This window comes from Trinickia sp. HAY1-2D (assembly GCF_056754935.1).
On sequence record NZ_JBPGWX010000002.1, the window covers coordinates 327700 to 349581 of the forward strand.

At 59.6% G+C, this 21882-nt stretch carries 28 protein-coding genes; 18 read left to right on the forward strand and 10 right to left on the reverse strand.

Going from position 1 to position 21882, the window contains the following annotated elements:
* From ACR9ZC_RS08430 to ACR9ZC_RS08440, 3 genes are all read right to left on the reverse strand, one after another.
* Positions 1-897, reverse strand: coding sequence for a BrxR family helix-turn-helix transcriptional regulator (locus tag ACR9ZC_RS08430; protein ID WP_481579960.1), 897 nt, complete (start codon positions 895-897; stop codon positions 1-3).
* A gap of 7 nt (positions 898-904) precedes the next feature.
* Positions 905-1543 carry a LysE family translocator gene (locus ACR9ZC_RS08435; protein WP_481579961.1) on the reverse strand — a complete coding sequence of 213 codons (639 nt, stop codon included), beginning with the start codon at positions 1541-1543 and terminating at the stop codon, positions 905-907.
* A 99-nt stretch (positions 1544-1642) separates the two neighbouring features.
* Positions 1643-2443: a sugar transferase gene (locus ACR9ZC_RS08440; protein ID WP_481579962.1), complete on the reverse strand. Its 801-nt coding sequence runs from the start codon at positions 2441-2443 to the stop codon at positions 1643-1645.
* A gap of 347 nt (positions 2444-2790) precedes the next feature.
* Here ACR9ZC_RS08440 and recQ point away from each other — a divergent pair, with 347 nt between their 5' ends.
* A complete protein-coding gene (recQ, locus tag ACR9ZC_RS08445) occupies positions 2791-4638 on the forward strand; it encodes a DNA helicase RecQ (protein ID WP_481579963.1) in 1848 nt (615 codons plus the stop codon).
* A gap of 468 nt (positions 4639-5106) precedes the next feature.
* Here the strand turns inward: recQ and ACR9ZC_RS08450 are convergent, their stop codons facing one another.
* The 7 genes from ACR9ZC_RS08450 to ACR9ZC_RS08480 form a co-directional block, all read right to left on the reverse strand.
* A complete protein-coding gene (locus tag ACR9ZC_RS08450) occupies positions 5107-5382 on the reverse strand; it encodes a hypothetical protein (protein ID WP_481579964.1) in 276 nt (91 codons plus the stop codon).
* A gap of 99 nt (positions 5383-5481) precedes the next feature.
* Complete coding sequence (locus ACR9ZC_RS08455; protein ID WP_481579965.1) at positions 5482-6669, reverse strand: sialidase family protein; 1188 nt, start codon at positions 6667-6669, stop codon at positions 5482-5484.
* A 58-nt stretch (positions 6670-6727) separates the two neighbouring features.
* Positions 6728-7924 (reverse strand): hypothetical protein, encoded by a 1197-nt coding sequence (locus tag ACR9ZC_RS08460; protein WP_481579966.1) that lies wholly within the window; start codon positions 7922-7924, stop codon positions 6728-6730.
* A 52-nt stretch (positions 7925-7976) separates the two neighbouring features.
* A complete protein-coding gene (locus tag ACR9ZC_RS08465) occupies positions 7977-8258 on the reverse strand; it encodes a hypothetical protein (protein ID WP_481579967.1) in 282 nt (93 codons plus the stop codon).
* A 59-nt stretch (positions 8259-8317) separates the two neighbouring features.
* Positions 8318-8611, reverse strand: coding sequence for a hypothetical protein (locus ACR9ZC_RS08470; RefSeq protein WP_481579968.1), 294 nt, complete (start codon positions 8609-8611; stop codon positions 8318-8320).
* A 90-nt stretch (positions 8612-8701) separates the two neighbouring features.
* Complete coding sequence (locus tag ACR9ZC_RS08475; protein ID WP_481579969.1) at positions 8702-8995, reverse strand: hypothetical protein; 294 nt, start codon at positions 8993-8995, stop codon at positions 8702-8704.
* 123 nt (positions 8996-9118) lie between these two features.
* Positions 9119-10471: a hypothetical protein gene (locus ACR9ZC_RS08480; RefSeq protein ID WP_481579970.1), complete on the reverse strand. Its 1353-nt coding sequence runs from the start codon at positions 10469-10471 to the stop codon at positions 9119-9121.
* A gap of 354 nt (positions 10472-10825) precedes the next feature.
* On the opposite strand from ACR9ZC_RS08480, the gene rpsL reads away from it, so the two are divergent.
* The 17 genes from rpsL (at position 10826) to rplX (ending at position 21878) form a co-directional block, all read left to right on the forward strand.
* Positions 10826-11206, forward strand: coding sequence for a 30S ribosomal protein S12 (gene rpsL / locus ACR9ZC_RS08485; RefSeq protein ID WP_006053290.1), 381 nt, complete (start codon positions 10826-10828; stop codon positions 11204-11206).
* 163 nt (positions 11207-11369) lie between these two features.
* Positions 11370-11840, forward strand: a complete 471-nt coding sequence (gene rpsG / locus ACR9ZC_RS08490; protein ID WP_006053291.1) for a 30S ribosomal protein S7 — start codon at positions 11370-11372, stop codon at positions 11838-11840.
* A 124-nt stretch (positions 11841-11964) separates the two neighbouring features.
* Positions 11965-14067, forward strand: coding sequence for an elongation factor G (fusA, locus tag ACR9ZC_RS08495; RefSeq protein ID WP_331566659.1), 2103 nt, complete (start codon positions 11965-11967; stop codon positions 14065-14067).
* A gap of 51 nt (positions 14068-14118) precedes the next feature.
* The gene (tuf, locus tag ACR9ZC_RS08500; protein WP_481579957.1) at positions 14119-15309 is read left to right on the forward strand and encodes an elongation factor Tu; all 1191 of its coding nucleotides are present in this window, start codon (positions 14119-14121) and stop codon (positions 15307-15309) included.
* Between the two features lie 166 nt (positions 15310-15475).
* On the forward strand, positions 15476-15787 hold the full coding sequence (gene rpsJ, locus ACR9ZC_RS08505; protein WP_331568851.1) for a 30S ribosomal protein S10: 312 nt from the start codon (positions 15476-15478) through the stop codon (positions 15785-15787).
* 232 nt (positions 15788-16019) lie between these two features.
* Entirely contained in the window at positions 16020-16679 is a 660-nt protein-coding gene (gene rplC, locus ACR9ZC_RS08510) for a 50S ribosomal protein L3 (RefSeq protein ID WP_481579971.1), read from the forward strand.
* The gene (gene rplD, locus ACR9ZC_RS08515; RefSeq protein WP_331568776.1) at positions 16679-17299 is read left to right on the forward strand and encodes a 50S ribosomal protein L4; all 621 of its coding nucleotides are present in this window, start codon (positions 16679-16681) and stop codon (positions 17297-17299) included. The genes rplC and rplD overlap by 1 nt, the downstream gene beginning before the upstream one ends.
* The gene (rplW, locus tag ACR9ZC_RS08520) at positions 17296-17610 is read left to right on the forward strand and encodes a 50S ribosomal protein L23 (protein ID WP_173256835.1); all 315 of its coding nucleotides are present in this window, start codon (positions 17296-17298) and stop codon (positions 17608-17610) included. Before rplD ends, rplW begins: the two co-directional genes overlap by 4 nt.
* Positions 17611-17612: 2 nt before the next feature.
* Positions 17613-18440 carry a 50S ribosomal protein L2 gene (rplB, locus tag ACR9ZC_RS08525; protein WP_481579972.1) on the forward strand — a complete coding sequence of 276 codons (828 nt, stop codon included), beginning with the start codon at positions 17613-17615 and terminating at the stop codon, positions 18438-18440.
* Between the two features lie 10 nt (positions 18441-18450).
* On the forward strand, positions 18451-18726 hold the full coding sequence (rpsS, locus tag ACR9ZC_RS08530; RefSeq protein WP_004199273.1) for a 30S ribosomal protein S19: 276 nt from the start codon (positions 18451-18453) through the stop codon (positions 18724-18726).
* Between the two features lie 12 nt (positions 18727-18738).
* Positions 18739-19068 carry a 50S ribosomal protein L22 gene (gene rplV / locus ACR9ZC_RS08535; protein ID WP_004199272.1) on the forward strand — a complete coding sequence of 110 codons (330 nt, stop codon included), beginning with the start codon at positions 18739-18741 and terminating at the stop codon, positions 19066-19068.
* A gap of 11 nt (positions 19069-19079) precedes the next feature.
* Complete coding sequence (rpsC, locus tag ACR9ZC_RS08540; protein WP_481579973.1) at positions 19080-19880, forward strand: 30S ribosomal protein S3; 801 nt, start codon at positions 19080-19082, stop codon at positions 19878-19880.
* A 2-nt stretch (positions 19881-19882) separates the two neighbouring features.
* Positions 19883-20299 carry a 50S ribosomal protein L16 gene (gene rplP / locus ACR9ZC_RS08545; RefSeq protein ID WP_173256838.1) on the forward strand — a complete coding sequence of 139 codons (417 nt, stop codon included), beginning with the start codon at positions 19883-19885 and terminating at the stop codon, positions 20297-20299.
* 10 nt (positions 20300-20309) lie between these two features.
* Complete coding sequence (rpmC, locus tag ACR9ZC_RS08550) at positions 20310-20504, forward strand: 50S ribosomal protein L29 (RefSeq protein ID WP_075159014.1); 195 nt, start codon at positions 20310-20312, stop codon at positions 20502-20504.
* Positions 20501-20773: a 30S ribosomal protein S17 gene (rpsQ, locus tag ACR9ZC_RS08555; RefSeq protein ID WP_173256839.1), complete on the forward strand. Its 273-nt coding sequence runs from the start codon at positions 20501-20503 to the stop codon at positions 20771-20773. The genes rpmC and rpsQ overlap by 4 nt, the downstream gene beginning before the upstream one ends.
* 418 nt (positions 20774-21191) lie before the next feature.
* Positions 21192-21560: a 50S ribosomal protein L14 gene (gene rplN / locus ACR9ZC_RS08560; protein ID WP_026229630.1), complete on the forward strand. Its 369-nt coding sequence runs from the start codon at positions 21192-21194 to the stop codon at positions 21558-21560.
* Between the two features lie 9 nt (positions 21561-21569).
* Complete coding sequence (gene rplX / locus ACR9ZC_RS08565) at positions 21570-21878, forward strand: 50S ribosomal protein L24 (RefSeq protein WP_331568780.1); 309 nt, start codon at positions 21570-21572, stop codon at positions 21876-21878.
* Positions 21879-21882: the final 4 nt, after the last annotated feature.

Genomic DNA, 21882 nt, shown 5'->3' on the forward strand with positions numbered 1-21882 from the left:
CTACGCCGGCAGCAGCGATTCGACCTCGTCGCGATTGACGAGAACGAGCGGTACGTCCCCGGGTCTGGCAGCCGAGCCATTGCGCAGGCCCAGCTGCCTGAGGGTATGGAAAAGCAATGCCTGCCTGCACGACAGATGGAGCTCGCCGTCGACCATGCCGTAATCGAGTTCGACGACGCGAGCACGGTGCTGTCCAAGTTCGGGGTTGGGTGCCAGCACGAGTGTCACGACGGTCTGCCACTCGTCGTCGTCCGCCCCGCCCAAACCTGCCGGCTCTTCGCCTTCCACCTTCAACATGCGGGTGATCGCGAAATCGCGAAAGCGGCGCTCGAGATGGCAGAACGCGCGCACATGCCACCGCAAGCCGTCGAACGTCAGTGCATGCGGCGTCATTGCCCGGCTCTGCGGATCGGAAAAGGCCGTCGACTGGTAGCGCAGCCGCAAGCCCGTTCGGTTCCGCATGGCGCGCAGCAACGCAGTCAGCACCTCGACGTCGAGCGTTTGCGCAGGCATCGGCGCGATTCCGACCGGCGGCCACCAGCCCACGAACGTGGCGTCTCGGGGCAGTACACCCGTCGCGGCCGCCAGCAGTTCATTCAGATAGCGCGATGGGTGGCTGACCGGAAAGACGGGCGAAAAGGCGGGCGTGGCGACATAGACTCGCAAGCTGCGGTCGTACTGCATGTTCCCGGGCCGCACCTCTTGATAGCGAGCGATGTCGAGCGATGCCTGCGGCACCGAGATACCGAAGAAGTCCGTCAGATCGCTGCGGTTGAGCCTGCCGTCCCACTGCAGCCGAAAGTCGATGAACTCGAGTCTTCTGTCCTGCCCCCATCGCGAGCCGGTTTTGGGCTCCCCCGAGGCGGCCGCGGGGATCGGATCGATGCTGCTGTTCATAGGCCCGTCAAATGCCGGCTTTCGGCGCCGTGAGGATCAGGCGCAGGCCCAGTGCAGCGATTGCGCCGGCCGCGATCCGATCGACCCACTTCTTGGCGCGCAAATACATTTCGCGCGGGCCGCGGCTCGAAAAGCCGAGCGCCACGACCGTGTACCAGCCGCATTCGACGGCAAACACGAGCGGCGGCAGTAAGAAGTAACACCATACGGGCGGATGCTGCGGCAGCAGCGCGGCAAAAATGCTGCCGTACCAGATTGCCGTCTTCGGATTGCTCAATTGCGTGGTCAGGCCCATCCAGAAAGAGCGGCGCGGGTTGGCCGGTCTCGCGTCGAATTCCTTGTCCATCGCGATGGCGTGCCCTGCTCCGCGCCATATCTTCGACGCTACAAAAACCAAATATGCGCCGCCTGCGATCTTGAGGCCGATGTATAGCCATTCGACGGCCTGCAGCACCGTGTACAGCCCTGCCAATGCAATGCTGCCGAAAAAGATGCCGCCGACGCCCATTCCGAGTGCGGTGGCCAATCCATCGCTGCGCGACAAACCGATTGCATTGCGGGCAACGATGACGAAGCTCGGCCCGGGAATCATCGCGCCCAGGAATAATGCGGCGAGAATGGCTAGCACAGCGGTTGACGCGCTCATGGGCACCTCCGTCGGAAGGAAAACAAGCATCGCGGGCAAGAAGGGATTATTGCACGCGGTTGGCGGGGCATCGGCGGACTCGACGCGCGAGCGCGGCGTTCATGCGGCTAACGTCAGGCTATGAGCGCCGTGGGTTTCGCGGTAGCCCGCGAGCTGAGACGGATCCTTGATCTTGCCAAGGCCGATGCGGACCGTATCGGCGATGATCCGCCGCGACAAGGCCGGCCCCGCATTGATTGCCTGCCAGACGTCGAGCACCGCACGCGCGCGCAGGTATTCGTCCGATTCCTCATCGAGAAAGGGGCTCAAATTGCCGAACGCGCTCAGGAAACCGGGGGGCTCGGCACCATACACGGCATGCCAGATGTGATTGTCCTCCGGGCGCAGCCTTTCGCTCATTATCTCGAGGTCTTCCGGCACTAAGGGCCGATGTGCCACGAGCTGCATCTGGCCCTTCACGACATTGGTCGGAAGCGTGAGCATTTCGTCGATGATGTACGTGCGCAGAAAGTCGCCGACTTTCGTCGCGCGCGGGTCGTGGGCACCCGAACTGCTGTCGGATTGATCACCGCCCAGCAGCGTGCGGAGCTTATGCATTAGAAATATCTCGTGGTTCATGCCCACACGCGGGGAATTGAATCGGACGGTCCCCACCTTGCCTTCGAGCGCCAGCGCGATACCTGCGCCGGCCAGCAACGTAAGCGTCGCAGGGGCAAGCAAGGCATCGACAGCCAGGTCGGTTGCGCGCCGCAGGCGGCTGCCGGCTGCCCATTTAGCGATGAGCTGCGTTGCATCGATGGACGCAAGCGCGTCAGGCCCGGACGCGGTGAAGATTGGCTGGCGGCGGGGAGCCTGCTTCGCGCGAAACGCGGCGCGCGCCGCTGTTCGCTCAGTGTTCAAGCGTGCGAGGTCGTCAAGGGGTCCGTCTGCGCGCGAACCGTCCGGCGGTTTGTCGCGCGAAACGTGGTTCGAAGGCGATCGGTCGTCGGGCAAACGCTGCGGTTCTTCCCTGCGTGAGCCGCGGCCGGTGGGCGAAATCGACATCGTCGAATGGTCAGCTCGGTATCGAGGAATGGGCGATGCAAGCCTAGGCCCTTCTCGGGTGTGCGCGGGCGTCGCTCCGAAGTTGGCGCAGGGTATCCGAAACAGGCTGTCCGATCGGCCAACGCGGCAATCTTGCCGATGCGGCGGGGCGGTCCATTGGTAGAATTCGGGGACGTCAGCTCCTTCGCCTGCTCCCATCGCTCATGTCGCGTGCTCTTGAAATCCTCAATGAGGTATTCGGTTATCCCGCCTTTCGAGGACAGCAGCACGACATCGTCGAGCACGTCGCCGCGGGCGGCGATTGCCTCGTGCTGATGCCCACCGGCGGCGGCAAGTCGCTGTGTTACCAGATACCCGCGCTCGTACGCCGCGAGGCCGGACTCGGGGCCGGCATTGTCGTTTCCCCATTGATCGCGCTGATGCAGGACCAGGTCGCGGCGCTGACGGAAGTGGGCGTGCGCGCGGCGTTTCTGAATTCCACGCTCTCAGGCGCCGAGGCTGCGGCGACCGAGCGCGCGCTGCGCGAGGGCCAGATCGATCTGTTGTACGTCGCGCCGGAGCGGCTGATGACGCCGCGTTTTCTCGAGTTGCTCGAGCGCGCCCGCATCGGTCTTTTCGCGATCGACGAGGCGCACTGTGTGTCGCAATGGGGGCACGATTTCCGGCCCGAGTACATTCAGCTGTCGGTGCTGCATGAGCGTTTTCCGCGCGTACCGCGAATCGCGTTGACGGCGACGGCCGATGCGATCACCCGCGACGAGATCGTCCATCGCCTGGCGCTCGACGATGCGCGCATTTTCGTGTCGAGCTTCGATCGGCCGAATATCCGCTATCGGATCGTCGAAAAGGACAATGCGCGTGCGCAGCTCATCGACTTCATTCGCGCGGAGCACCTGAACAGCGACGGCACGAGCGACGCCGGCGTCGTTTATTGCCTGTCGCGCCGCAAAGTCGAGGAAACGGCTGAATGGCTGAAGGCGCAGGGGCTGCGCGCGCTGCCGTATCACGCGGGCATGGAGTTCGAAACGCGGCAGCGTCATCAGGAGATGTTCCAGCGCGAAGAGGGCATCGTCATGTGCGCGACGATCGCATTCGGCATGGGTATCGACAAACCGGACGTGCGCTTCGTCGCGCATCTGGATCTGCCCAAAAGCGTGGAGGGCTACTATCAGGAGACGGGCCGTGCGGGGCGCGACGGTCTGCCTGCGAATGCGTGGATGGCGTATGGGCTCGGCGATGTCGTGCAGCAGCGCAAGATGATCGACGAGTCGGATGCCGACGAAGCCCACAAGCGTGTGCAGACGGGCAAACTCGATGCGTTGCTTGGATTATGCGAAACAGCGACATGCCGGCGTGTGCGTTTACTGGCTTACTTTGGCGAGGCGAGCGAGCCGTGCGGCAATTGCGATACCTGTCTGGAACCGCCGGCGTCGTGGGACGCGACGCGTGAGGCGCAAATGGCACTGTCATGTGTGTTCCGGGCGCAGCGCGCGAGCGGATTCAACTTCGGCGCCGGTCATCTGATCGACATTCTGCGTGGCAATCGAACCGAGAAAATTCTGCAGCGCGGCCATGAGGCGCTCAGCACCTTTGGGATTGGTGGCGAGTTGTCCGATGCCGAATGGCGGGCTGTCTTTCGACAACTGGTGGCATTCGGTTACCTCGCGGTCGATCACGACGGATTTGGCGCGCTCGTTTTGACGGAGGCTAGCAAGCCCGTTCTGAAGGGCGAGACGACGGTGACATTGCGGCGGTACGTCAAGCCGGTACGCAGCCGGCAATCGGCGGGGCGCTCGGCCCAGCGAGTGGATCCGGCCGCCGGTCTCGGGCCACGTGAGCGCGCACGGTGGGAGCGGCTGCGCACATGGCGCACCGATACGGCCAAGCGCGATGGCGTGCCGGCCTATGTCATCTTTCATGACGCTACGCTGGCGGAAATCGCGCGGGCGGCGCCTGATTCGATCCACGATTTGCGTCATATCCCTGGAATCGGCGCGCGCAAGCTCGAGCGCTTTGGGGACGAGTTGCTCGAGGTTGTTGGGGCGGATTGAGCGTTTTCGCCCCAGCGAGTCATCTCCATTCGTGTCGATCGCGCATTGTCGGGGAGGAGAAAAGGCACAGCCGCCCACTTCTACGTTTGCGTGCTCGCGTACAGGGAGACGCCCATGCTTTGGTTGACGCCCGGTGGGTAAGTCGAGCTGGCCTTGATTCCCCACAGACGATATACGAGTGCTGTCGAAAGCATGAAGGTGAGTGCTGTAGATGACGCGTTACCGATCCCGCCGCGGACCTGAGCTTTCCCCCCTTTTTACCAGCCACAACGAATGACGGACCCGAAGCGCTGGACGGCTCGAGAACGTTGATAGTCTGCGAATAATCGAAGGCAATTACAGGACCCAAGACGGTCCTGAAGATGTCGTCCTTTCCGTCCACCGTCTTCTCCTTTATCGATCGCTTGTCATACGTAATCGCTTTATATCGCAGTGTGCGCCGCACATATGGGCGATGGCCATCCCGACCTAGAGGGCGCCATATATCGTCGCTCCGAACCATGTCGGCTGGTCTGGATCGGGATCGGTCTTCATGATCTCGACCTTTTGTGCATTGAGCATCGCCGTAGTAAGCACCGTCAGCATTGCGAAGGAGCAATGTGCGTCGACGCCAATCGTGTTTTGGTAGGTATCTATACCATCTTCGTCCAGGACTTCGACGGCGATGGTGCCGCTGTTGCTACCGTCTGGATTTCCGAACTCGATTACATCGACAAACCCGACGACGGGACCGGGATTGGCCATTTGCGTGCTCCTTTATGCGTACCGAAACTGAAACCAACCGCAACGTTTCGAATGGGTGACCGTGCCAATCCTTCATCCGTTATCGCCGTCACTGATCGCTTACACCGGCGCGAGCAACGCCACGCCACCATACTTGCTGTCGCTCGGGGAAAACAAGGCCCGCACCTTGTACCGGTTCGCCATCGCCGTCGAAAAAATGATGGCGTAGCTACCGGATCGTTGGTTCGTCGCATCGAAATGCATCGTGCCGGTGCGCGGGAAACCGAAGACATCAGTAATCTCGAACGTAATGGCGTTCTTGTCGCTCACGTTGCCTACGTCGAATTTGGTCACAAAGCCGGTTACATTGTTCGTGCCGGAGAGTCCCTGCCAGTAAACGCTGCCGTCGCTTCTGCTTTCAGCGCATACGAGCGTGCCCTGCGCATCGGGAACGCCGGGGAATACAGCCAGGGCCGGCGACGCGTTCTCCACGGTATTGCTGACATAGGTGCTCGGCCCCCAACTGTTTCCATCGAACGCCGAGTACCAGAGTTGACCGCGCGTGCCGGTGGCGGAAGCCCCCTGATACACCAGGTACAGCGTACCGTTGAACACCGCCAGTGCGGGAGACTCGGATAGTTGGCACGGAACCGAGTTCGCCGACGACCAAGCCGAGCCGTCGTAGCTCATGTATTTCAGTAGTTCCGTACCGTTGGGCCGGTATACAAGATACAGATGCTTTTTGAATACTGCGAGCGCAGGAGACCCCGATATCTTGTCAGTCGAAATCTGAACATTCGACGACCATGTCGTTCCGTCGGAGGTTGTCGTGCACCACAACGTGCCATCATTGCTCGCACCCTGGTTCACGACGTACATTGTGTTCTGGTAGGTCACGGCGGCGGGCCAGCCCGAAACGAGGGCACCGGGGACTTGAGATTCCGTCGACCAGCTAATCCCGTCGGTGCTGGTTGCATACTTGATTTCGTTGGATGTGGATTGGTAGAGCAGATATAACTTCTTTTTGAAGGCCACCAGCACCGGTGAGCTCGATGTTTCGAAGCCGCTGTCCGTATTGCTCGACCATTCACTGCCGTCGAAGGCTGCACACCAGATGGCATTCTGCGCGCCGGCATCCGATGCCGCGGACTTCGCATACGCCAAGTACAGTGTTCCGTTCCGGTATGCGAGCGCGGGTGAACCGCTGATGTTCAAGCCGGAAATCTGTACCGTGGCCGAGAAAGCCGGCGCCGGCGCTACCGCGCTACCCGAAATGCTGCCCATGTCGTGTTCCTCAATGGTCTTCATTGTCACGCTCATCTGGCTTCAGCGAAATAAACGTCAGCCACATTAGTCAGCGTTTGACTTATGTCAACGTCGGTTGAACAAGTGTCACGCCGCTGTACTCGTTGAAATCGACGTGGGAGTCAAGAGCGACGACTTCGTAACCATTAGCGAGTGCCATGGTAAAAATGGCTGTATAGCCTGTAGACGCCGTTTCGCTCAAATCCACCATCGAACCTTTATGTGCGGTCCCGTTTTTTGACGTGATCTCGAAGCTAACCGCGGAAGGGTCGTCCTCGCTGCCGAACGTATAACTGGTAACGTATCCCGTGATATTTTTCGCCGCGCCGGCCTCGACTGAAAACCACCAGATAACTCCGTCCGAGTCGCGCGCGGTGCAGAAGAGGTGAGCGTTGCCATTTACAGAGTATGTCGCCAGAGCTGGCGAGTCCGTTACGCTGAGGCTTGTCAAACTCCCCAGTAGTGTCCATCCGGTGCCGTCGAAGGTCGCGAAGGACAGATGGTTGGACCCGTCCACGTACACTACCCATAACTTCCCGTCGAACGTCGCCACCGCAGGCGCTCGCGTTGTCGTCGCATACAGTTTCGTCGCCGCGTCCTGGACGACGCCTTCGGGCGTTTTCCATGTTGTCCCATCAACGGTGTGTGTGTAATTGATGTAGTTGGTGGAATCGTTGGCTGTGTGGATCAGATACAATTTCTTGCTGTACACGGCAAGCGCGGGCGATTGTGAGGTCGCTATTCCAGGGACGTGTTGCAGATTGGTATTGGGCCACGCCGTTTGGCCATCGGAGCTGTTGATCCCTATCGCGTTGCCGTTAGTTGCGTCGCGCCACGCTACATATAACTTTCTTGCGCTTGTCTTACCGTATGCCACCGCCCCGAGTGCCGTGGCCGCTGGCATGCCCGTCGCCTGAAACATCCAGGAGTCGGCTGACCATGTCGTGCCATCGTACTTCATGCAATAAAGGTCATCAGAGGTATCGGCCCGATGCACGAGGTAAAGCGTTCCGTTGAGATCGACCAGTACCGGAGGTCCCGATTGGTTATTGCTCTTGATTGCTTCCGAGGCCACTGTCCATGCTGCCTTGGCAAACGATGCCGTTGCGTAGTGCGAATTCTCCAGGCACGCGAGCCACAGCGCGTGTTTGTATTTTGCCAGCGTGGGCGAATTCGTTGTTTGGATACCGCTAATCTGTTGCAGCGTTGTGTCGGCTTCACTATGCGTGAGTGTTGCCGCATCGTTTGTCGTGCTCATATTTCTCTCCTATCGCGGCACGGTTGATCGCGTCGGCTTACGTCTGCTTGTGTCAGACCGGAGACAGCAACGTCACGCCGTCATAGGTCGTACCGTTCGCCGAAGCAACGGTCACTTGATAACCGCTCGCCATAGCGCGTATGAAAACAATGGCAAAACCGGTCGATGACAAATCTTCAATGCCTGTTGTCATCGTGCCGGAATGTACTGTCGCGCTACTATCGGTTACCTTGAATTGGATGGTGCCGGCGTTAGCGGTGTCACCGAACCGGAATTCGGTGACGGTACCGGTAATGCTCGTTGCTGTTGTCACAGAGCCACTAGGGGTACTCACGTTTGCCTCCGGTCGGGTATCGCATTCTCGATTCGCATCCTGCATCGACAGGCGAGCCACTACGCGGGCGAAACCAAGCGGATGCTGGTGCAGACAACCTCGTCATCCTGCGTGCTGGAATAAACCGCTTCCACTTGATAGCCATTCACCATGGCTGTCGTAAAAAGAAGCGCAAATCCAGACGACGACTGATCGTCAAAGCGGTATTGCATACGACCTTTATGCGTTTTCTTCTTGCTATCCGTAACCTGGAACCTGACGAGGCCCGGCGACGCGGCATCGCCGAACTGAAACATGGTGACGCCACCAATAATTTGTTTCGTTGCCGCTGCTTGTCCGGTAAGCACTTTCATATGCGATTCCTCTGGATGCCTTACGCCAATATCGGAGCAGCTCTCAATGCGGCAGCTCTCGTCGAGAGGCGTGGCACGGTATGGAAATGATCAGATCGGCGTTGGGTCGAGTCCATGCTCCATCATATCGGGCGACAGCAACACCACACGATCATACGTGCCGTCATTATTGGCACTGGTGACCTCGACCTCATAGCCGTTCATCATCGCAGTCGTAAATATGATGGCGTAACTGGCTGACGATAGGCTCGCGGTTTTCCCCTCCATGACACCGATGTATTCCCTATTCTTGATATCTGTTATGGTGAAGCCGACGGCGCCAGAGTTGTCGTCTGCGCTGCCAAAGTAGAATTGCGTTACGAGCCCGCTATAGCTTGTGCTCACATTTCTCTCCCGCCAGATAGCTCATACCGGGTTGGCATCCGAGTCCAGTGACCCGATGGTTTGCGGTTCAGTCGAGTGGAAGTCTCTTCACGCGACGTCAGACAGCATCTCGCCGGAATTGCGTTAGCTGATTTTGACATAATTTATTGTCGTCAGCTTGCTCGCCTCGACATTCCCGAATTGGATGATCGGTTTTCCGACGCGAATTTTTAGGCCTTCCTGAATTTTGTACCATCCTCGCTGTATTCTCATGCCAGGGTACACGAAGTCAAAGTCGTAGGCGTTGGGATCGAAGACTGCCGGCGGCTTGTCAGGGTCCGGTGGTGAAGTTTTGCGAACTTTCAATTTATCGCGTAATTCTTTGAGCTTTTCCTCGGCCTCAGGAGTTATCTCTCCTGCATCGATAATAGCGTCGATCTGGTTCAGCACTGGAACGACTCCTTCTTGAAGGCTGCCTTGATCGTCGACACCTCCCATTAGTTTTGCCGTATAGCGCTTGACGAGCAATTCGCCCGAGAAGATGGCCATTTGCGTGGCGTTGCTCAGTTGCCAAGCCGTCTCCGCCACGGAATCAAGGCTTGCGAAGGCAATAAGTCCGGCATTTTTGCTTGAGTCCTCCAGCGCTTTCCGATATTTCCCCTGAGCGTCTTTGAGGTCTTTGCTGAGCGCCGCGATCCGGGCTGCCAAATCCTTCTGCCATTGCGCCCCATCAGTGAGGTAATCTACAATGCCTGCGAGGGACACGGCAGTGCCAAAAGCCAGAGTGAAAGCCAGCTGGATCCATCCCATGAACAGACTTACACTTATTGCCACCAACACGATGACGAGAAAAATCGCCGGGCCGAATTTGGTGAAGAAGGTCGGTGACTGCATTTCCGTGGCGATTTTGACATTAATATCGGAAATTGTGCTGGGCAATTGATCGAGATTATTGGCCGATGTTTGTAGGTCGGGGGGAAGGCCTTCCTTGAGGTCGCGAAGCATTTTGGCTAACGGTTTTTGGGCGGGGCCACCGCCTACTCTACTAAGCGTGGCCATGTTGATTTTGGACAGGTCGGCTTGCAGAATATTGCAAGCTTCTACTATGCGCTGCGCGCTTTGTTGCCAATTTCCGATGCGCCGCCGTGTTTCTTCGACGAGTTTCATGTTCACGAGTTCAGTGGGGTTGTCAATAATGAAGTCAATGAACTCGAGTGCTTGGGTCGCGTCGTCGGTATATTTTCTCCAGCGCGGGTTAATTGTCGCGTCGAACTTGTTGAGTGAGCCAATAAATTGCATGAAGGTCCTGCTCCTCCATGGTTTCATGAAGTTGATGTGTCGAGCAAAAGCGGCATAGTAATCTTTGTAGGGGTTGAAATCATTCCCAGTGGGAGTGCGCAGGGGTTCAATGTCATTCACAATGATCGACCACCCCCAGGCTAGTTGAGCCCACATCGAGAGTTCAGCGTAATATCGTCCGGTATGTGGGAGTGACATGGCTTATTCACCTCGAATTAAGTTTTGAGGCAGCAGTTGGTCCGCGATTCATGGCACAGCGTACGACCGAAGCGGGGCGGCCCGCCCTGATAAAACTAATAGCCCGCGATAAACGACAAGGAGGGCCGTGGTTGCGTAGCCGCAGGACTCGGGCGGGCGTTCCGCGCCCCCTGCGCCCCCGGTCTGATCATCAACCGCAAGCTATTGACGCACTTGACCTTTTCGCAATATCATGCCGGGTTCCTGTTCGTGGAATGCCCGTGCGGGCTGCTCCATCCAGGATGCGTCAGGCGTATCGCTGTCCGCTTTGCCCGGCCGGCGGTGCGTCGCTTTTTTCAATTTCGGGAATACACAATGCCAACCATCAATCAACTGGTTCGCAAAGGCCGCACGTCGGAAACGACGAAGAGCAAGAGCCCGGCCTTGCAGGACTGCCCCCAGCGTCGCGGTGTGTGCACACGCGTGTACACCACGACGCCTAAAAAGCCTAACTCGGCGCTCCGTAAGGTCGCCAAGGTTCGTCTGACGAACGGCTTCGAAGTCATTTCGTATATCGGCGGTGAAGGCCACAACCTGCAGGAACACTCGGTTGTGCTGATCCGCGGCGGTCGCGTGAAGGACTTGCCGGGTGTGCGCTATCACATGGTTCGCGGCTCGCTCGATACGCAAGGCGTCAAGGACCGTAAGCAGGCTCGCTCGAAGTACGGTGCGAAGCGCGCGAAGGCCGGCAAGTAACCGGTTTTCGGATTCAACAAGGGCGGTGGTGCCGAAATCGTCGGCGCTGTCGAGTAAGTGGTCACCCGGCCAAGCTGGTTAGTCGAAGGATGGATCGGGTTTGTTGGTGACCGCGGAGCGTCAGTGAAAGCAGCGCTCCAACTGAAAAGTAAAGGAAAGAAACATGCCGCGTCGTCGCGAAGTCCCCAAGCGGGAAGTGTTGCCGGATCCGAAGTTCGGTAACGTTGATGTTGCAAAGTTCATGAACGTCCTGATGCTCTCGGGCAAGAAGTCGGTTGCCGAGCGCATCGTTTATGGCGCTTTCGAACAAATCCAGACCAAGGGTGGCAAGGACCCGCTGGAAGTGTTCACGGTTGCGCTCAACAACGTGAAGCCGGTGGTCGAAGTGAAGAGCCGCCGCGTTGGTGGGGCCAACTATCAGGTTCCGGTCGAAGTGCGCCCGTCGCGTCGTATGGCATTGGCGATGCGTTGGTTGCGCGAGGCCGCGAAAAAGCGCAGCGAGAAGTCGATGGCATTGCGCCTCGCCGGTGAACTGAGTGAAGCTGCGGAAGGCCGTGGCGGCGCAATGAAAAAGCGCGACGAAGTGCACCGGATGGCCGAGGCCAACAAGGCGTTCTCGCATTTCCGTTTCTAAGCCGCTCATCGCTGGCTCAATCGGAAAAAATTCCGGGCGGGTGCGCTTTTTAGCGCCTCGCCCGTTTGTGTTAGGGCGCAACGCCTTTCATCAGATGCGTTGTGCGATCCAATAGAGGATAAAAGTGGCTCGCAAGACTCCTATCGAGCGCTACCGCAACATCGGTATTAGCGCTCACATCGACGCCGGCAAAACGACGACGACCGAGCGCATTCTGTTTTACACCGGCGTGAACCACAAGATCGGCGAGGTTCACGACGGCGCTGCAACCATGGACTGGATGGAGCAGGAGCAAGAGCGCGGCATCACCATCACGTCGGCCGCGACGACTGCCTTCTGGAAGGGCATGGGCGGCAACTATCCGGAACACCGCATCAACATCATCGACACCCCGGGTCACGTCGACTTCACGATTGAAGTGGAGCGTTCGATGCGCGTGCTCGATGGCGCCTGCATGGTGTATTGCGCCGTGGGTGGCGTGCAGCCGCAATCGGAAACGGTGTGGCGTCAGGCGAACAAGTACAAGGTGCCGCGCCTCGCGTTCGTGAACAAGATGGACCGCACCGGCGCGAACTTCTTCAAGGTCTACGACCAGTTGAAGACGCGCCTGAAGGCGAATCCGGTGCCCGTCGTCGTGCCGATCGGCTCGGAAGAGAACTTCAAGGGTGTCGTCGACCTCCTGAAGATGAAGGCCATCATTTGGGACGAAGCGTCGCAAGGTACGAAGTTCGACTACGTGGACGTTCCCGCTGAACTCGTCGACACCTGCAACGAGTGGCGCGAGAAGATGATCGAGTCGGCTGCCGAAGCCAACGAAGAACTGATGGAGAAGTATCTCGGCGGCGAAGAGCTGACGGAAGCGGAAATCGTCAAGGCGCTGCGCGACCGCACGATCGCCTGCGAAATCCAGCCGATGCTCTGCGGCACCGCGTTCAAGAACAAGGGCGTGCAGCGCATGCTCGACGCCGTGATCGATTTTCTGCCGTCGCCGGTCGATATTCCGCCGGTCAAGGGCGAACTCGAAAGCGGTGAATCGGCCGAGCGCAGGGCGGCGGACGACGAGAAGTTCTCGGCGCTCGCATTCAAGATTATGACCGACCCGTTCGTCGGCCAGTTGATCTTCTTCCGCGTCTACTCGGGTGTCGTGAACTCGGGCGATACGGTGCTGAATTCGACGAAGGACAAGAAGGAGCGTCTGGGCCGGATTCTGCAGATGCACGCGAATCAGCGCGAAGAAATCAAGGAAGTGCGCGCGGGCGACATCGCCGCGGCCGTCGGCTTGAGGGAAGCGACGACGGGAGACACGCTGTGCGATCCGCAGCACCCGATCGTGCTCGAACGCATGATCTTCCCGGAGCCGGTGATCTCGCAGGCCGTCGAGCCGAAGACGAAGGCCGACCAGGAAAAGATGGGCCTGGCGCTGAACCGTCTGGCGCAAGAAGATCCGTCGTTCCGCGTGCAAACGGACGAAGAGTCGGGCCAGACGATTATTTCGGGCATGGGCGAGCTGCACCTCGAAATTCTCGTCGACCGGATGAAGCGCGAATTCAACGTGGAAGCGACGGTCGGCAAGCCCCAAGTGGCGTATCGCGAAACGATCCGCGCGACGGCGGCCGATGTCGAAGGCAAGTTCGTCAAGCAGTCGGGCGGTCGCGGCCAGTACGGTCACGCGGTCATCACGCTCGAGCCGAACGAGCAGGGCAAGGGCTATGAATTCCTCGACGAGATCAAGGGCGGTGTCATTCCTCGCGAATACATTCCCGCGGTCGACAAGGGTATTCAGGAAACGCTCAAGAGCGGTGTGCTCGCGGGCTTCCCGGTCGTCGACGTCAAGGTGCATCTGACGTTCGGTTCGTACCACGATGTGGACTCGAACGAAAACGCGTTCCGTATGGCCGGCTCGATGGCCTTCAAGGAAGCGATGCGCAAGGCAAGCCCGGTCATCCTCGAACCGATGATGGCCGTGGAAGTCGAAACGCCGGAAGACTACATGGGTAACGTGATGGGCGACCTGTCGGGCCGTCGCGGCATCGTTCAGGGCATGGAAGACATGGTCGGCGGCGGCAAGATCGTTCGCGCCGAAGTGCCGTTGTCGGAAATGTTCGGCTACTCGACGTCGCTGCGCTCGCTGACGCAAGGCCGCGCAACGTACACGATGGAGTTCAAGCATTACGCTGAGGCGCCGCGTAACGTGGCGGACGCCATCATCAGCGCAAAGTCGAAGTAAGCCGCGTACGGCGAATCCTTCTCATCGACCACTTTTTGAAAGAAGAGAATCATGGCTAAAGGTAAATTTGAGCGGACCAAGCCGCACGTGAACGTCGGCACGATCGGTCACGTGGATCACGGCAAGACCACGCTAACGGCGGCAATCACGACGGTGCTGACGGCGAAGTTCGGCGGCGAGGCAAAGGCGTACGACCAGATCGACGCGGCGCCGGAAGAAAAGGCGCGCGGCATCACGATCAACACGGCGCACGTGGAGTACGAGACGGCGAACCGTCACTATGCGCACGTCGATTGCCCGGGCCACGCGGACTACGTGAAGAACATGATCACGGGCGCGGCGCAGATGGACGGCGCGATCCTGGTGTGCTCGGCCGCTGACGGCCCGATGCCGCAAACGCGTGAGCACATCCTGCTGGCGCGTCAGGTCGGTGTGCCGTACATCATCGTGTTCCTGAACAAGTGCGACATGGTGGACGACGCGGAGCTGCTCGAGCTGGTGGAAATGGAAGTGCGCGAGCTGCTGTCGAAGTACGACTTCCCGGGCGACGACACGCCGATCATCAAGGGTTCGGCCAAGCTGGCGCTGGAAGGCGACAAGGGCGAGCTCGGTGAGGTGGCGATCATGAACCTGGCCGATGCGCTGGACACGTACATTCCGACGCCGGAGCGTGCGGTGGACGGTGCGTTCCTGATGCCGGTGGAAGACGTGTTCTCGATCTCGGGTCGCGGCACGGTGGTGACGGGCCGCGTCGAGCGGGGCGTGATCAAGGTTGGCGAGGAAATCGAAATCGTCGGTATCAAGCCGACGGTGAAGACGACGTGCACGGGCGTGGAGATGTTCCGCAAGCTGCTGGACCAGGGTCAAGCGGGCGACAACGTGGGGATCTTGCTGCGCGGCACGAAGCGTGAAGACGTGGAGCGCGGCCAGGTGTTGGCCAAGCCGGGTTCGATCACGCCGCACACGCACTTCACGGCCGAGGTGTACGTGCTGAGCAAGGACGAAGGCGGTCGTCACACGCCGTTCTTCAACAACTACCGTCCGCAGTTCTACTTCCGTACGACGGACGTGACGGGCTCGATCGAGTTGCCGAAGGACAAGGAAATGGTGATGCCGGGCGATAACGTGGCGATCACGGTCAAGCTGATCGCGCCGATCGCCATGGAAGAAGGCCTGCGCTTCGCCATCCGCGAAGGCGGCCGTACCGTCGGTGCAGGTGTCGTTGCGAAGATCATCGAGTAAAATCGTCGGCTTCGCGCCAACGCGATAGGCATTGGCGCGCAGTTGTACGAAGTAGTCGTGTCCGGGGTCGGGCACCAGCTTCCTGGCGGGAGCCCGACCCCTCGTTCTTTACCAATCCGGCGGTGCAAAGCCGCCTCGCTCTTTCCAAGGAATCGTCATGCAGCAGATCCAAAAGCAGAAAATCCGTATTCGCCTCAAGGCGTTCGACTATCGTTTGATCGATCAATCGGCTGCCGAGATCGTCGAGACGGCGAAGCGGACCGGCGCGATCGTCCGTGGCCCCGTGCCGCTGCCCACCCGCATCCAGCGCTTCGACATCCTGCGCTCGCCGCACGTCAACAAGACGTCGCGCGATCAGTTGGAAATCCGCACGCATCAGCGTCTGATGGACATCGTCGATCCGACGGACAAGACCGTCGACGCGCTGATGAAGCTCGATTTGCCGGCCGGCGTGGACGTCGAAATCAAGCTGCAATAAGGTTTGCGCCGCCATCCTTGTTCGAGGATGGCGGTAAGTCTTTGATTGCTTGCGAAAAACGAAGGGCCTCGCTATAATGCAAGGCTTTTCACGCATTTGCGTAAAAAAGCTGGAACCGTTCAGGTCCCCTGTCGATCCCTGGCAGCCTTTGCTGGCGCGGGATTGCGGGTTGAAAGGCTCTGGCATTTTGTAAATTAGCCCCGGCCAATCGCAGTCGGGAATGGAGAAAACGATGAGCCTTGGACTCGTAGGTCGCAAGGTTGGCATGACCCGTATCTTCACGGCCGAAGGGGATTCGATTCCCGTGACCGTGCTGGACGTGTCCGACAACCGCGTGACGCAGATCAAGACCGTTGAAACGGATGGTTATATCGCCGTTCAAGTGGCTTTCGGTGCGCGCCGTGCATCGCGCGTGACGAAGCCGCTGGCAGGTCACCTCGCCAAAGCCGGCGTCGAAGCCGGTGAAATCCTCAAGGAATTCAAAATCGATGCCGCCAAGGCTGCCGAGCTCAGCGCTGGCGCCGTGATCGGTGTCGATATCTTCGAAGTGGGCCAGAAGATCGACGTGCAAGGCGTGTCGATCGGTAAGGGCTACGCCGGTACCATCAAGCGCTACAACTTCGCCTCGGGCCGTGCCTCGCACGGTAACTCGCGTTCGCACAACGTGCCGGGTTCGATCGGTATGGCGCAGGATCCGGGCCGTGTGTTCCCTGGCAAGCGCATGACCGGTCACATGGGTGACGATACGGTCACGGTGCAAAATCTCGAAATCGCTCGCATCGATGCGGATCGCAAGCTGCTGCTCGTCAAGGGCGCCGTTCCCGGCGCGAAGGGTGGCAAGGTTTTCGTGACGCCGGCTGTGAAGGCGCGCGCCGTGAAAGGAGCGAAATAATGGAACTGAAGCTCCTGAATGCGAATGGACAGGAAGGCGCGACGGTCAACGCATCGGACGTCGTGTTCGGCCGTGACTACAACGAAGCCCTGATTCATCAGATCGTCGTCGCTTATCAAGCGAACGCGCGCAGCGGCAACCGCGCGCAGAAAGATCGCGAGCAGGTCAAGCACACGACGAAGAAGCCGTGGCGCCAAAAGGGTACGGGCCGCGCCCGTGCCGGTATGTCGTCGAGCCCGCTGTGGCGTGGCGGTGGTCGGATCTTCCCGAACTCGCCGGAAGAGAACTTCTCGCACAAGGTCAACAAGAAGATGCATCGCGCAGGTCTCTGCTCGATCTTCTCGCAGCTTGCCCGCGAAGGCCGTCTGTCGGTCGTCGAAGACCTCGCTCTCGAAGCGCCGAAGACGAAGCTGTTGGCCGAGAAGTTCAAGGCCATGGGGCTCGAATCCGTGCTCGTGATTACGGACACGGTCGACGAGAACCTGTACCTCGCGTCGCGCAACCTCACCCATGTGGCGGTTGTCGAGCCGCGTTACGCGGACCCGCTCTCGCTGATCTACTTCAAGAAAGTACTGATCACGAAGGCTGCGGTCGCCCAGATCGAGGAGTTGCTGTCATGAGCGAGAATCGCAAGAACGATCATCGTTTGATGCAGGTCCTGCTCGCGCCGGTGATCTCCGAAAAGGCGACGCTGGTGGCCGACAAGAACGAGCAAGTGGTGTTCGAAATCGCGCCGGACGCGACCAAGCAGGAAGTCAAGGCTGCTGTCGAGTTGCTGTTCAAGGTGGAAGTCGATTCGGTCAACGTCCTCAATGTGAAGGGCAAGGCGAAGCGCTTCGGCCGGTTCATGGGTCGCCGCAAGGACGTCAGGAAGGCTTATGTCTGCCTGAAGCCGGGCCAGGAAATCAACTTCGAAGCGGAGGCCAAGTAATCATGGCACTCGTGAAAGTTAAGCCGACCTCGCCCGGACGCCGCGCGATGGTCAAGGTGGTCAACAAGGATCTTCACAAGGGCAAGCCGTTCGCGGCGCTCGTCGACAAGAAGACCTCGACCGCCGGCCGTAACGACAACGGTCACATCACGACGCGTCACAAGGGTGGCGGTCACAAGCAACACTATCGCGTGATCGATTTCCGTCGCACGAAGGACGGGATTCCCGCGAAGGTCGAGCGTATCGAATACGACCCGAACCGTAGCGCGAACATCGCGCTCGTGCTGTACGCCGACGGCGAACGTCGCTACATCATCGCGTCGAAGGGCATGACGGTCGGTCAACAGCTGATGTCCGGCTCCGAAGCGCCGATTCGTGCAGGCAACACGCTGCCGATCCGCAACATCCCGGTCGGTACGACGATCCACTGCATCGAGATGATGCCGGGCAAGGGTGCGCAAATGGCGCGTTCGGCCGGTACCTCGGCGATGCTGCTGGCGCGTGAAGGCACCTACGCGCAGGTCCGTCTGCGTTCGGGTGAAATCCGCCGCGTGCACATCGAGTGTCGCGCGACGATCGGCGAAGTCGGCAACGAAGAGCACAGCCTGCGCCAAATCGGCAAGGCCGGTGCGAACCGCTGGCGCGGTATCCGCCCGACGGTGCGTGGCGTTGCGATGAACCCGGTCGATCACCCGCACGGTGGTGGTGAGGGTCGTACAGCGGCAGGCCGTCATCCGGTGAGCCCGTGGGGCCAGCAGACGAAGGGCTATCGCACCCGCAGCAACAAGCGCACGACGACGATGATCGTCCAGCGCCGTCACAAGCGTTAAGGAGCAGACAATGGCACGTTCTGTAAAAAAAGGTCCGTTCTGCGACGCCCATTTGCTGAAGAAAGTTGAGGCGGCTGCAGCTTCGCGCGACAAGAAGCCGATCAAGACCTGGTCGCGTCGCTCGACGATCCTTCCGGACTTCATCGGCTTGACGATCGCTGTCCACAACGGTCGTCAGCACGTTCCGGTGTACATCTCGGAAAACATGGTCGGCCACAAACTTGGCGAGTTCGCATTGACCCGTACGTTCAAGGGTCACGCGGCCGACAAGAAGGCCAAGAAATAAGGGGCAATCAAGATGGAAGTGAAAGCAATTCATCGCGGTGCCCGCATCTCGGCGCAGAAGACGCGCCTTGTGGCCGACCAGATCCGCGGTTTGCCGGTCGACAAGGCGCTGAACGTTCTGACGTTCTCGCCGAAGAAGGCGGCAGGCATCGTGAAAAAGGTCGTGCTGTCGGCGATCGCGAATGCGGAGCACAACGAAGGCGCCGATATCGACGAGCTCAAGATCAAGAGCATCTACGTCGACAAGGCTGCTTCGCTGAAGCGCTTCACCGCGCGCGCGAAGGGCCGCGGTAACCGCATCGAGAAGCAATCCTGTCACATCACTGTGACGGTCGGGAATTAAGGGGTCATACGATGGGACAGAAAATTCATCCGACTGGCTTCCGTCTGGCCGTCAGCCGCAATTGGGCGTCGCGTTGGTACGCGAACGACAACAATTTCGCGGCGATGCTCCAGGAAGACATCGGTGTTCGTGAGTATTTGAAGAAGAAGCTGAAGAACGCTTCGGTGGGCCGTGTGGTCATCGAGCGTCCGGCGAAGAACGCGCGCATCACGATTTACAGCTCGCGTCCTGGCGTCGTCATCGGCAAGAAGGGCGAGGATATCGAGTTGTTGAAGTCGGAGCTGCAACGCCGCATGGGCGTGCCGGTCCACGTCAACATCGAGGAAATCCGCAAGCCGGAAACCGATGCTCAGTTGATCGCGGATTCGATCACGCAGCAGCTCGAGCGCCGGATCATGTTCCGCCGCGCGATGAAGCGCGCGATGCAAAACGCCATGCGTCTCGGTGCCCAGGGCATCAAGATCATGAGCGCCGGCCGCCTGAACGGTATCGAAATCGCGCGTACCGAGTGGTATCGCGAGGGTCGCGTACCGCTCCATACGCTGCGTGCCGACATCGATTACGCAACGTCGGAAGCGAAGACGACGTACGGCATCATCGGCGTCAAGGTGTGGGTCTATAAGGGCGACACGCTCGGCCGCAACGATGCTCCGGTCGTCGAAGAGCCCGTCGAGGAAAAGCGTCCGCGCCGCAATGCGCGTCCGGGCGAGCGCCGTCCCCGCCGTGACGGCGAAGGTGGCGCGCCCTCGGGTGCCCGCCGCGGCGCACCGCGTCGTGGTGGCGCCGGTGGCGACGGCAAGACTGGAGAATAACGATGCTGCAACCGAAACGCAGGAAGTATCGCAAAGAGCAAAAGGGCCGTAACACCGGTGTCGCGACGCGCGGCAACGCCGTGTCGTTCGGTGAATTCGGCCTGAAGGCTATCGGTCGCGGCCGTTTGACCGCACGTCAAATCGAAGCGGCGCGTCGTGCCATGACGCGTCACATCAAGCGTGGCGGCCGCATTTGGATTCGCATTTTCCCGGACAAGCCGATCTCGCAAAAGCCGGCTGAAGTACGGATGGGTAACGGTAAAGGTAACCCTGAGTACTACGTCGCCGAGATCCAGCCGGGCAAGATGCTGTACGAAATGGATGGCGTAACCGAAGAGCTGGCGCGTGAAGCGTTCCGTCTGGCCGCAGCCAAGCTGCCGCTGAAGACGACGTTCATCGTTCGCCAACTGGGCGCCTAAGGAGCAAGTGATGAAGGCTTCAGAACTTCACCAGAAAGACAAGGCCGCGCTCAACAAGGAGCTGTCGGACCTGTTGAAAGCGCAATTCGGCCTGCGCATGCAGCTCGCGACGCAGCAGCTCACGAATACGAGCCAGCTGAAGAAGGTTCGTCGCGATATCGCACGCGTGCGGACCGTCCTGACTGAGAAGGCGAACCAGAAATGAACGATAGCGTGAAAACCTCGCTCAAGCGGACGCTGATCGGCAAGGTCGTCAGCAACAAGATGGACAAGACGGTCACCGTGCTGGTCGAGCACCGCGTGAAGCACCCGATCTACGGCAAGTACGTCGTGCGCTCGAAGAAGTACCACGCACACGACGATGCGAACACGTACAACGAGGGCGACCTCGTTGAAATCCAGGAAACGCGTCCGATCTCGAAGACGAAAGCCTGGGCTGTGTCGCGTCTTGTCGAAGCTGCCCGCGTGATCTAAAGCAGCGAAGCAGTACCGCGCTTCGGCGCGGGCGGTCGGACCGGGTCGCGCAAGACATCGGGCCCGAACGCCAGGCCGGCGGGGAGGTGGTTGTGAAGGCCTCGCCGTGGCTGCTGCGGAAGTCGTTGAAAGTGCAGCAAATTTAGCTTGCAAGGCCGGGATTGTTTGATATAATCTCGGTCTTCCCTCTTTTTGGGATCCGTTGCGGGCGAGGCGGGATCCAACCGGAAGGGAGGCGACGGGCGCCAGCCTGTTGCGAAGGATTCACTCGATTGCGATGGCGGTTTCCGATGCCGTCGCTGCTGTTCCAACCCAAACAGCCAAGCGGCCTAGTAGTAACAGCGGCGCGGCTGACGGGACCAAGACTGACCGGCTGAACCATGGTGGTGCAGGCGGATTAAGTTGGGAAAGGTAAACCATGATCCAGACCGAATCTCGGCTTGAAGTGGCCGACAACACGGGTGCGCGTGAAGTCATGTGCATCAAGGTGCTCGGCGGCTCGAAGCGTCGTTACGCCAACATCGGCGACATCATCAAGGTGAGCGTCAAAGAGGCAACGCCGCGCGGGCGCGTGAAGAAAGGCGAAATCTACAATGCCGTGGTCGTGCGTACGGCCAAGGGCGTGCGTCGCCAGGACGGCTCGCTGATCAAGTTCGACGGTAACGCCGCCGTGCTTTTGAATAACAAGCTCGAGCCCATCGGCACCCGTATCTTCGGGCCGGTCACGCGTGAGTTGCGTAGCGAACGGTTCATGAAGATCGTTTCGCTCGCGCCGGAAGTGCTGTAAGGAGTCGCGATGAACAAGATTCGCAAGGGTGACGAAGTCGTCGTCATTACCGGCAAGGACAAAGGCAAGCGCGGTGTCGTACTCGCCGTTGGCGGCGACAACGTGACGGTGGAAGGCATCAACCTCGTCAAGAAACACGTGAAGCCGAACCCGATGAAGGGCACGACGGGCGGTGTGGAAGCCAAGACGATGCCGCTGCATATTTCGAATGTCGCGCTCGTCGACGCGAACGGCAAGGCCTCGCGCGTTGGCATCAAGGTCGAGGACGGCAAGAAAGTCCGCTTCCTGAAGACGACCGGTACCGTGCTCGGTGCCTGACGCT

Coding starts and splice junctions, on each gene's coding strand:
- rplC (WP_481579971.1), top strand. CDS start 16,020: ATGAGCCTTGGACTCGTAGGTCGCAAGGTTGGCATGACCCGTATCTTC.
- rplW (WP_173256835.1), top strand. CDS start 17,296: ATGAGCGAGAATCGCAAGAACGATCATCGTTTGATGCAGGTCCTGCTC.
- ACR9ZC_RS08450 (WP_481579964.1), bottom strand. CDS start 5,382: ATGGCCAATCCCGGTCCCGTCGTCGGGTTTGTCGATGTAATCGAGTTC.
- ACR9ZC_RS08470 (WP_481579968.1), bottom strand. CDS start 8,611: ATGAAAGTGCTTACCGGACAAGCAGCGGCAACGAAACAAATTATTGGT.
- ACR9ZC_RS08480 (WP_481579970.1), bottom strand. CDS start 10,471: ATGTCACTCCCACATACCGGACGATATTACGCTGAACTCTCGATGTGG.
- recQ (WP_481579963.1), top strand. CDS start 2,791: ATGTCGCGTGCTCTTGAAATCCTCAATGAGGTATTCGGTTATCCCGCC.
- rpmC (WP_075159014.1), top strand. CDS start 20,310: ATGAAGGCTTCAGAACTTCACCAGAAAGACAAGGCCGCGCTCAACAAG.
- ACR9ZC_RS08435 (WP_481579961.1), bottom strand. CDS start 1,543: ATGAGCGCGTCAACCGCTGTGCTAGCCATTCTCGCCGCATTATTCCTG.
- rplX (WP_331568780.1), top strand. CDS start 21,570: ATGAACAAGATTCGCAAGGGTGACGAAGTCGTCGTCATTACCGGCAAG.
- rplP (WP_173256838.1), top strand. CDS start 19,883: ATGCTGCAACCGAAACGCAGGAAGTATCGCAAAGAGCAAAAGGGCCGT.
- rpsC (WP_481579973.1), top strand. CDS start 19,080: ATGGGACAGAAAATTCATCCGACTGGCTTCCGTCTGGCCGTCAGCCGC.
- rpsS (WP_004199273.1), top strand. CDS start 18,451: ATGGCACGTTCTGTAAAAAAAGGTCCGTTCTGCGACGCCCATTTGCTG.
- ACR9ZC_RS08430 (WP_481579960.1), bottom strand. CDS start 897: ATGAACAGCAGCATCGATCCGATCCCCGCGGCCGCCTCGGGGGAGCCC.
- rplB (WP_481579972.1), top strand. CDS start 17,613: ATGGCACTCGTGAAAGTTAAGCCGACCTCGCCCGGACGCCGCGCGATG.
- tuf (WP_481579957.1), top strand. CDS start 14,119: ATGGCTAAAGGTAAATTTGAGCGGACCAAGCCGCACGTGAACGTCGGC.
- rpsG (WP_006053291.1), top strand. CDS start 11,370: ATGCCGCGTCGTCGCGAAGTCCCCAAGCGGGAAGTGTTGCCGGATCCG.
- rplV (WP_004199272.1), top strand. CDS start 18,739: ATGGAAGTGAAAGCAATTCATCGCGGTGCCCGCATCTCGGCGCAGAAG.
- rpsL (WP_006053290.1), top strand. CDS start 10,826: ATGCCAACCATCAATCAACTGGTTCGCAAAGGCCGCACGTCGGAAACG.
- rplD (WP_331568776.1), top strand. CDS start 16,679: ATGGAACTGAAGCTCCTGAATGCGAATGGACAGGAAGGCGCGACGGTC.
- rplN (WP_026229630.1), top strand. CDS start 21,192: ATGATCCAGACCGAATCTCGGCTTGAAGTGGCCGACAACACGGGTGCG.
- rpsQ (WP_173256839.1), top strand. CDS start 20,501: ATGAACGATAGCGTGAAAACCTCGCTCAAGCGGACGCTGATCGGCAAG.
- ACR9ZC_RS08455 (WP_481579965.1), bottom strand. CDS start 6,669: ATGAAGACCATTGAGGAACACGACATGGGCAGCATTTCGGGTAGCGCG.
- ACR9ZC_RS08460 (WP_481579966.1), bottom strand. CDS start 7,924: ATGAGCACGACAAACGATGCGGCAACACTCACGCATAGTGAAGCCGAC.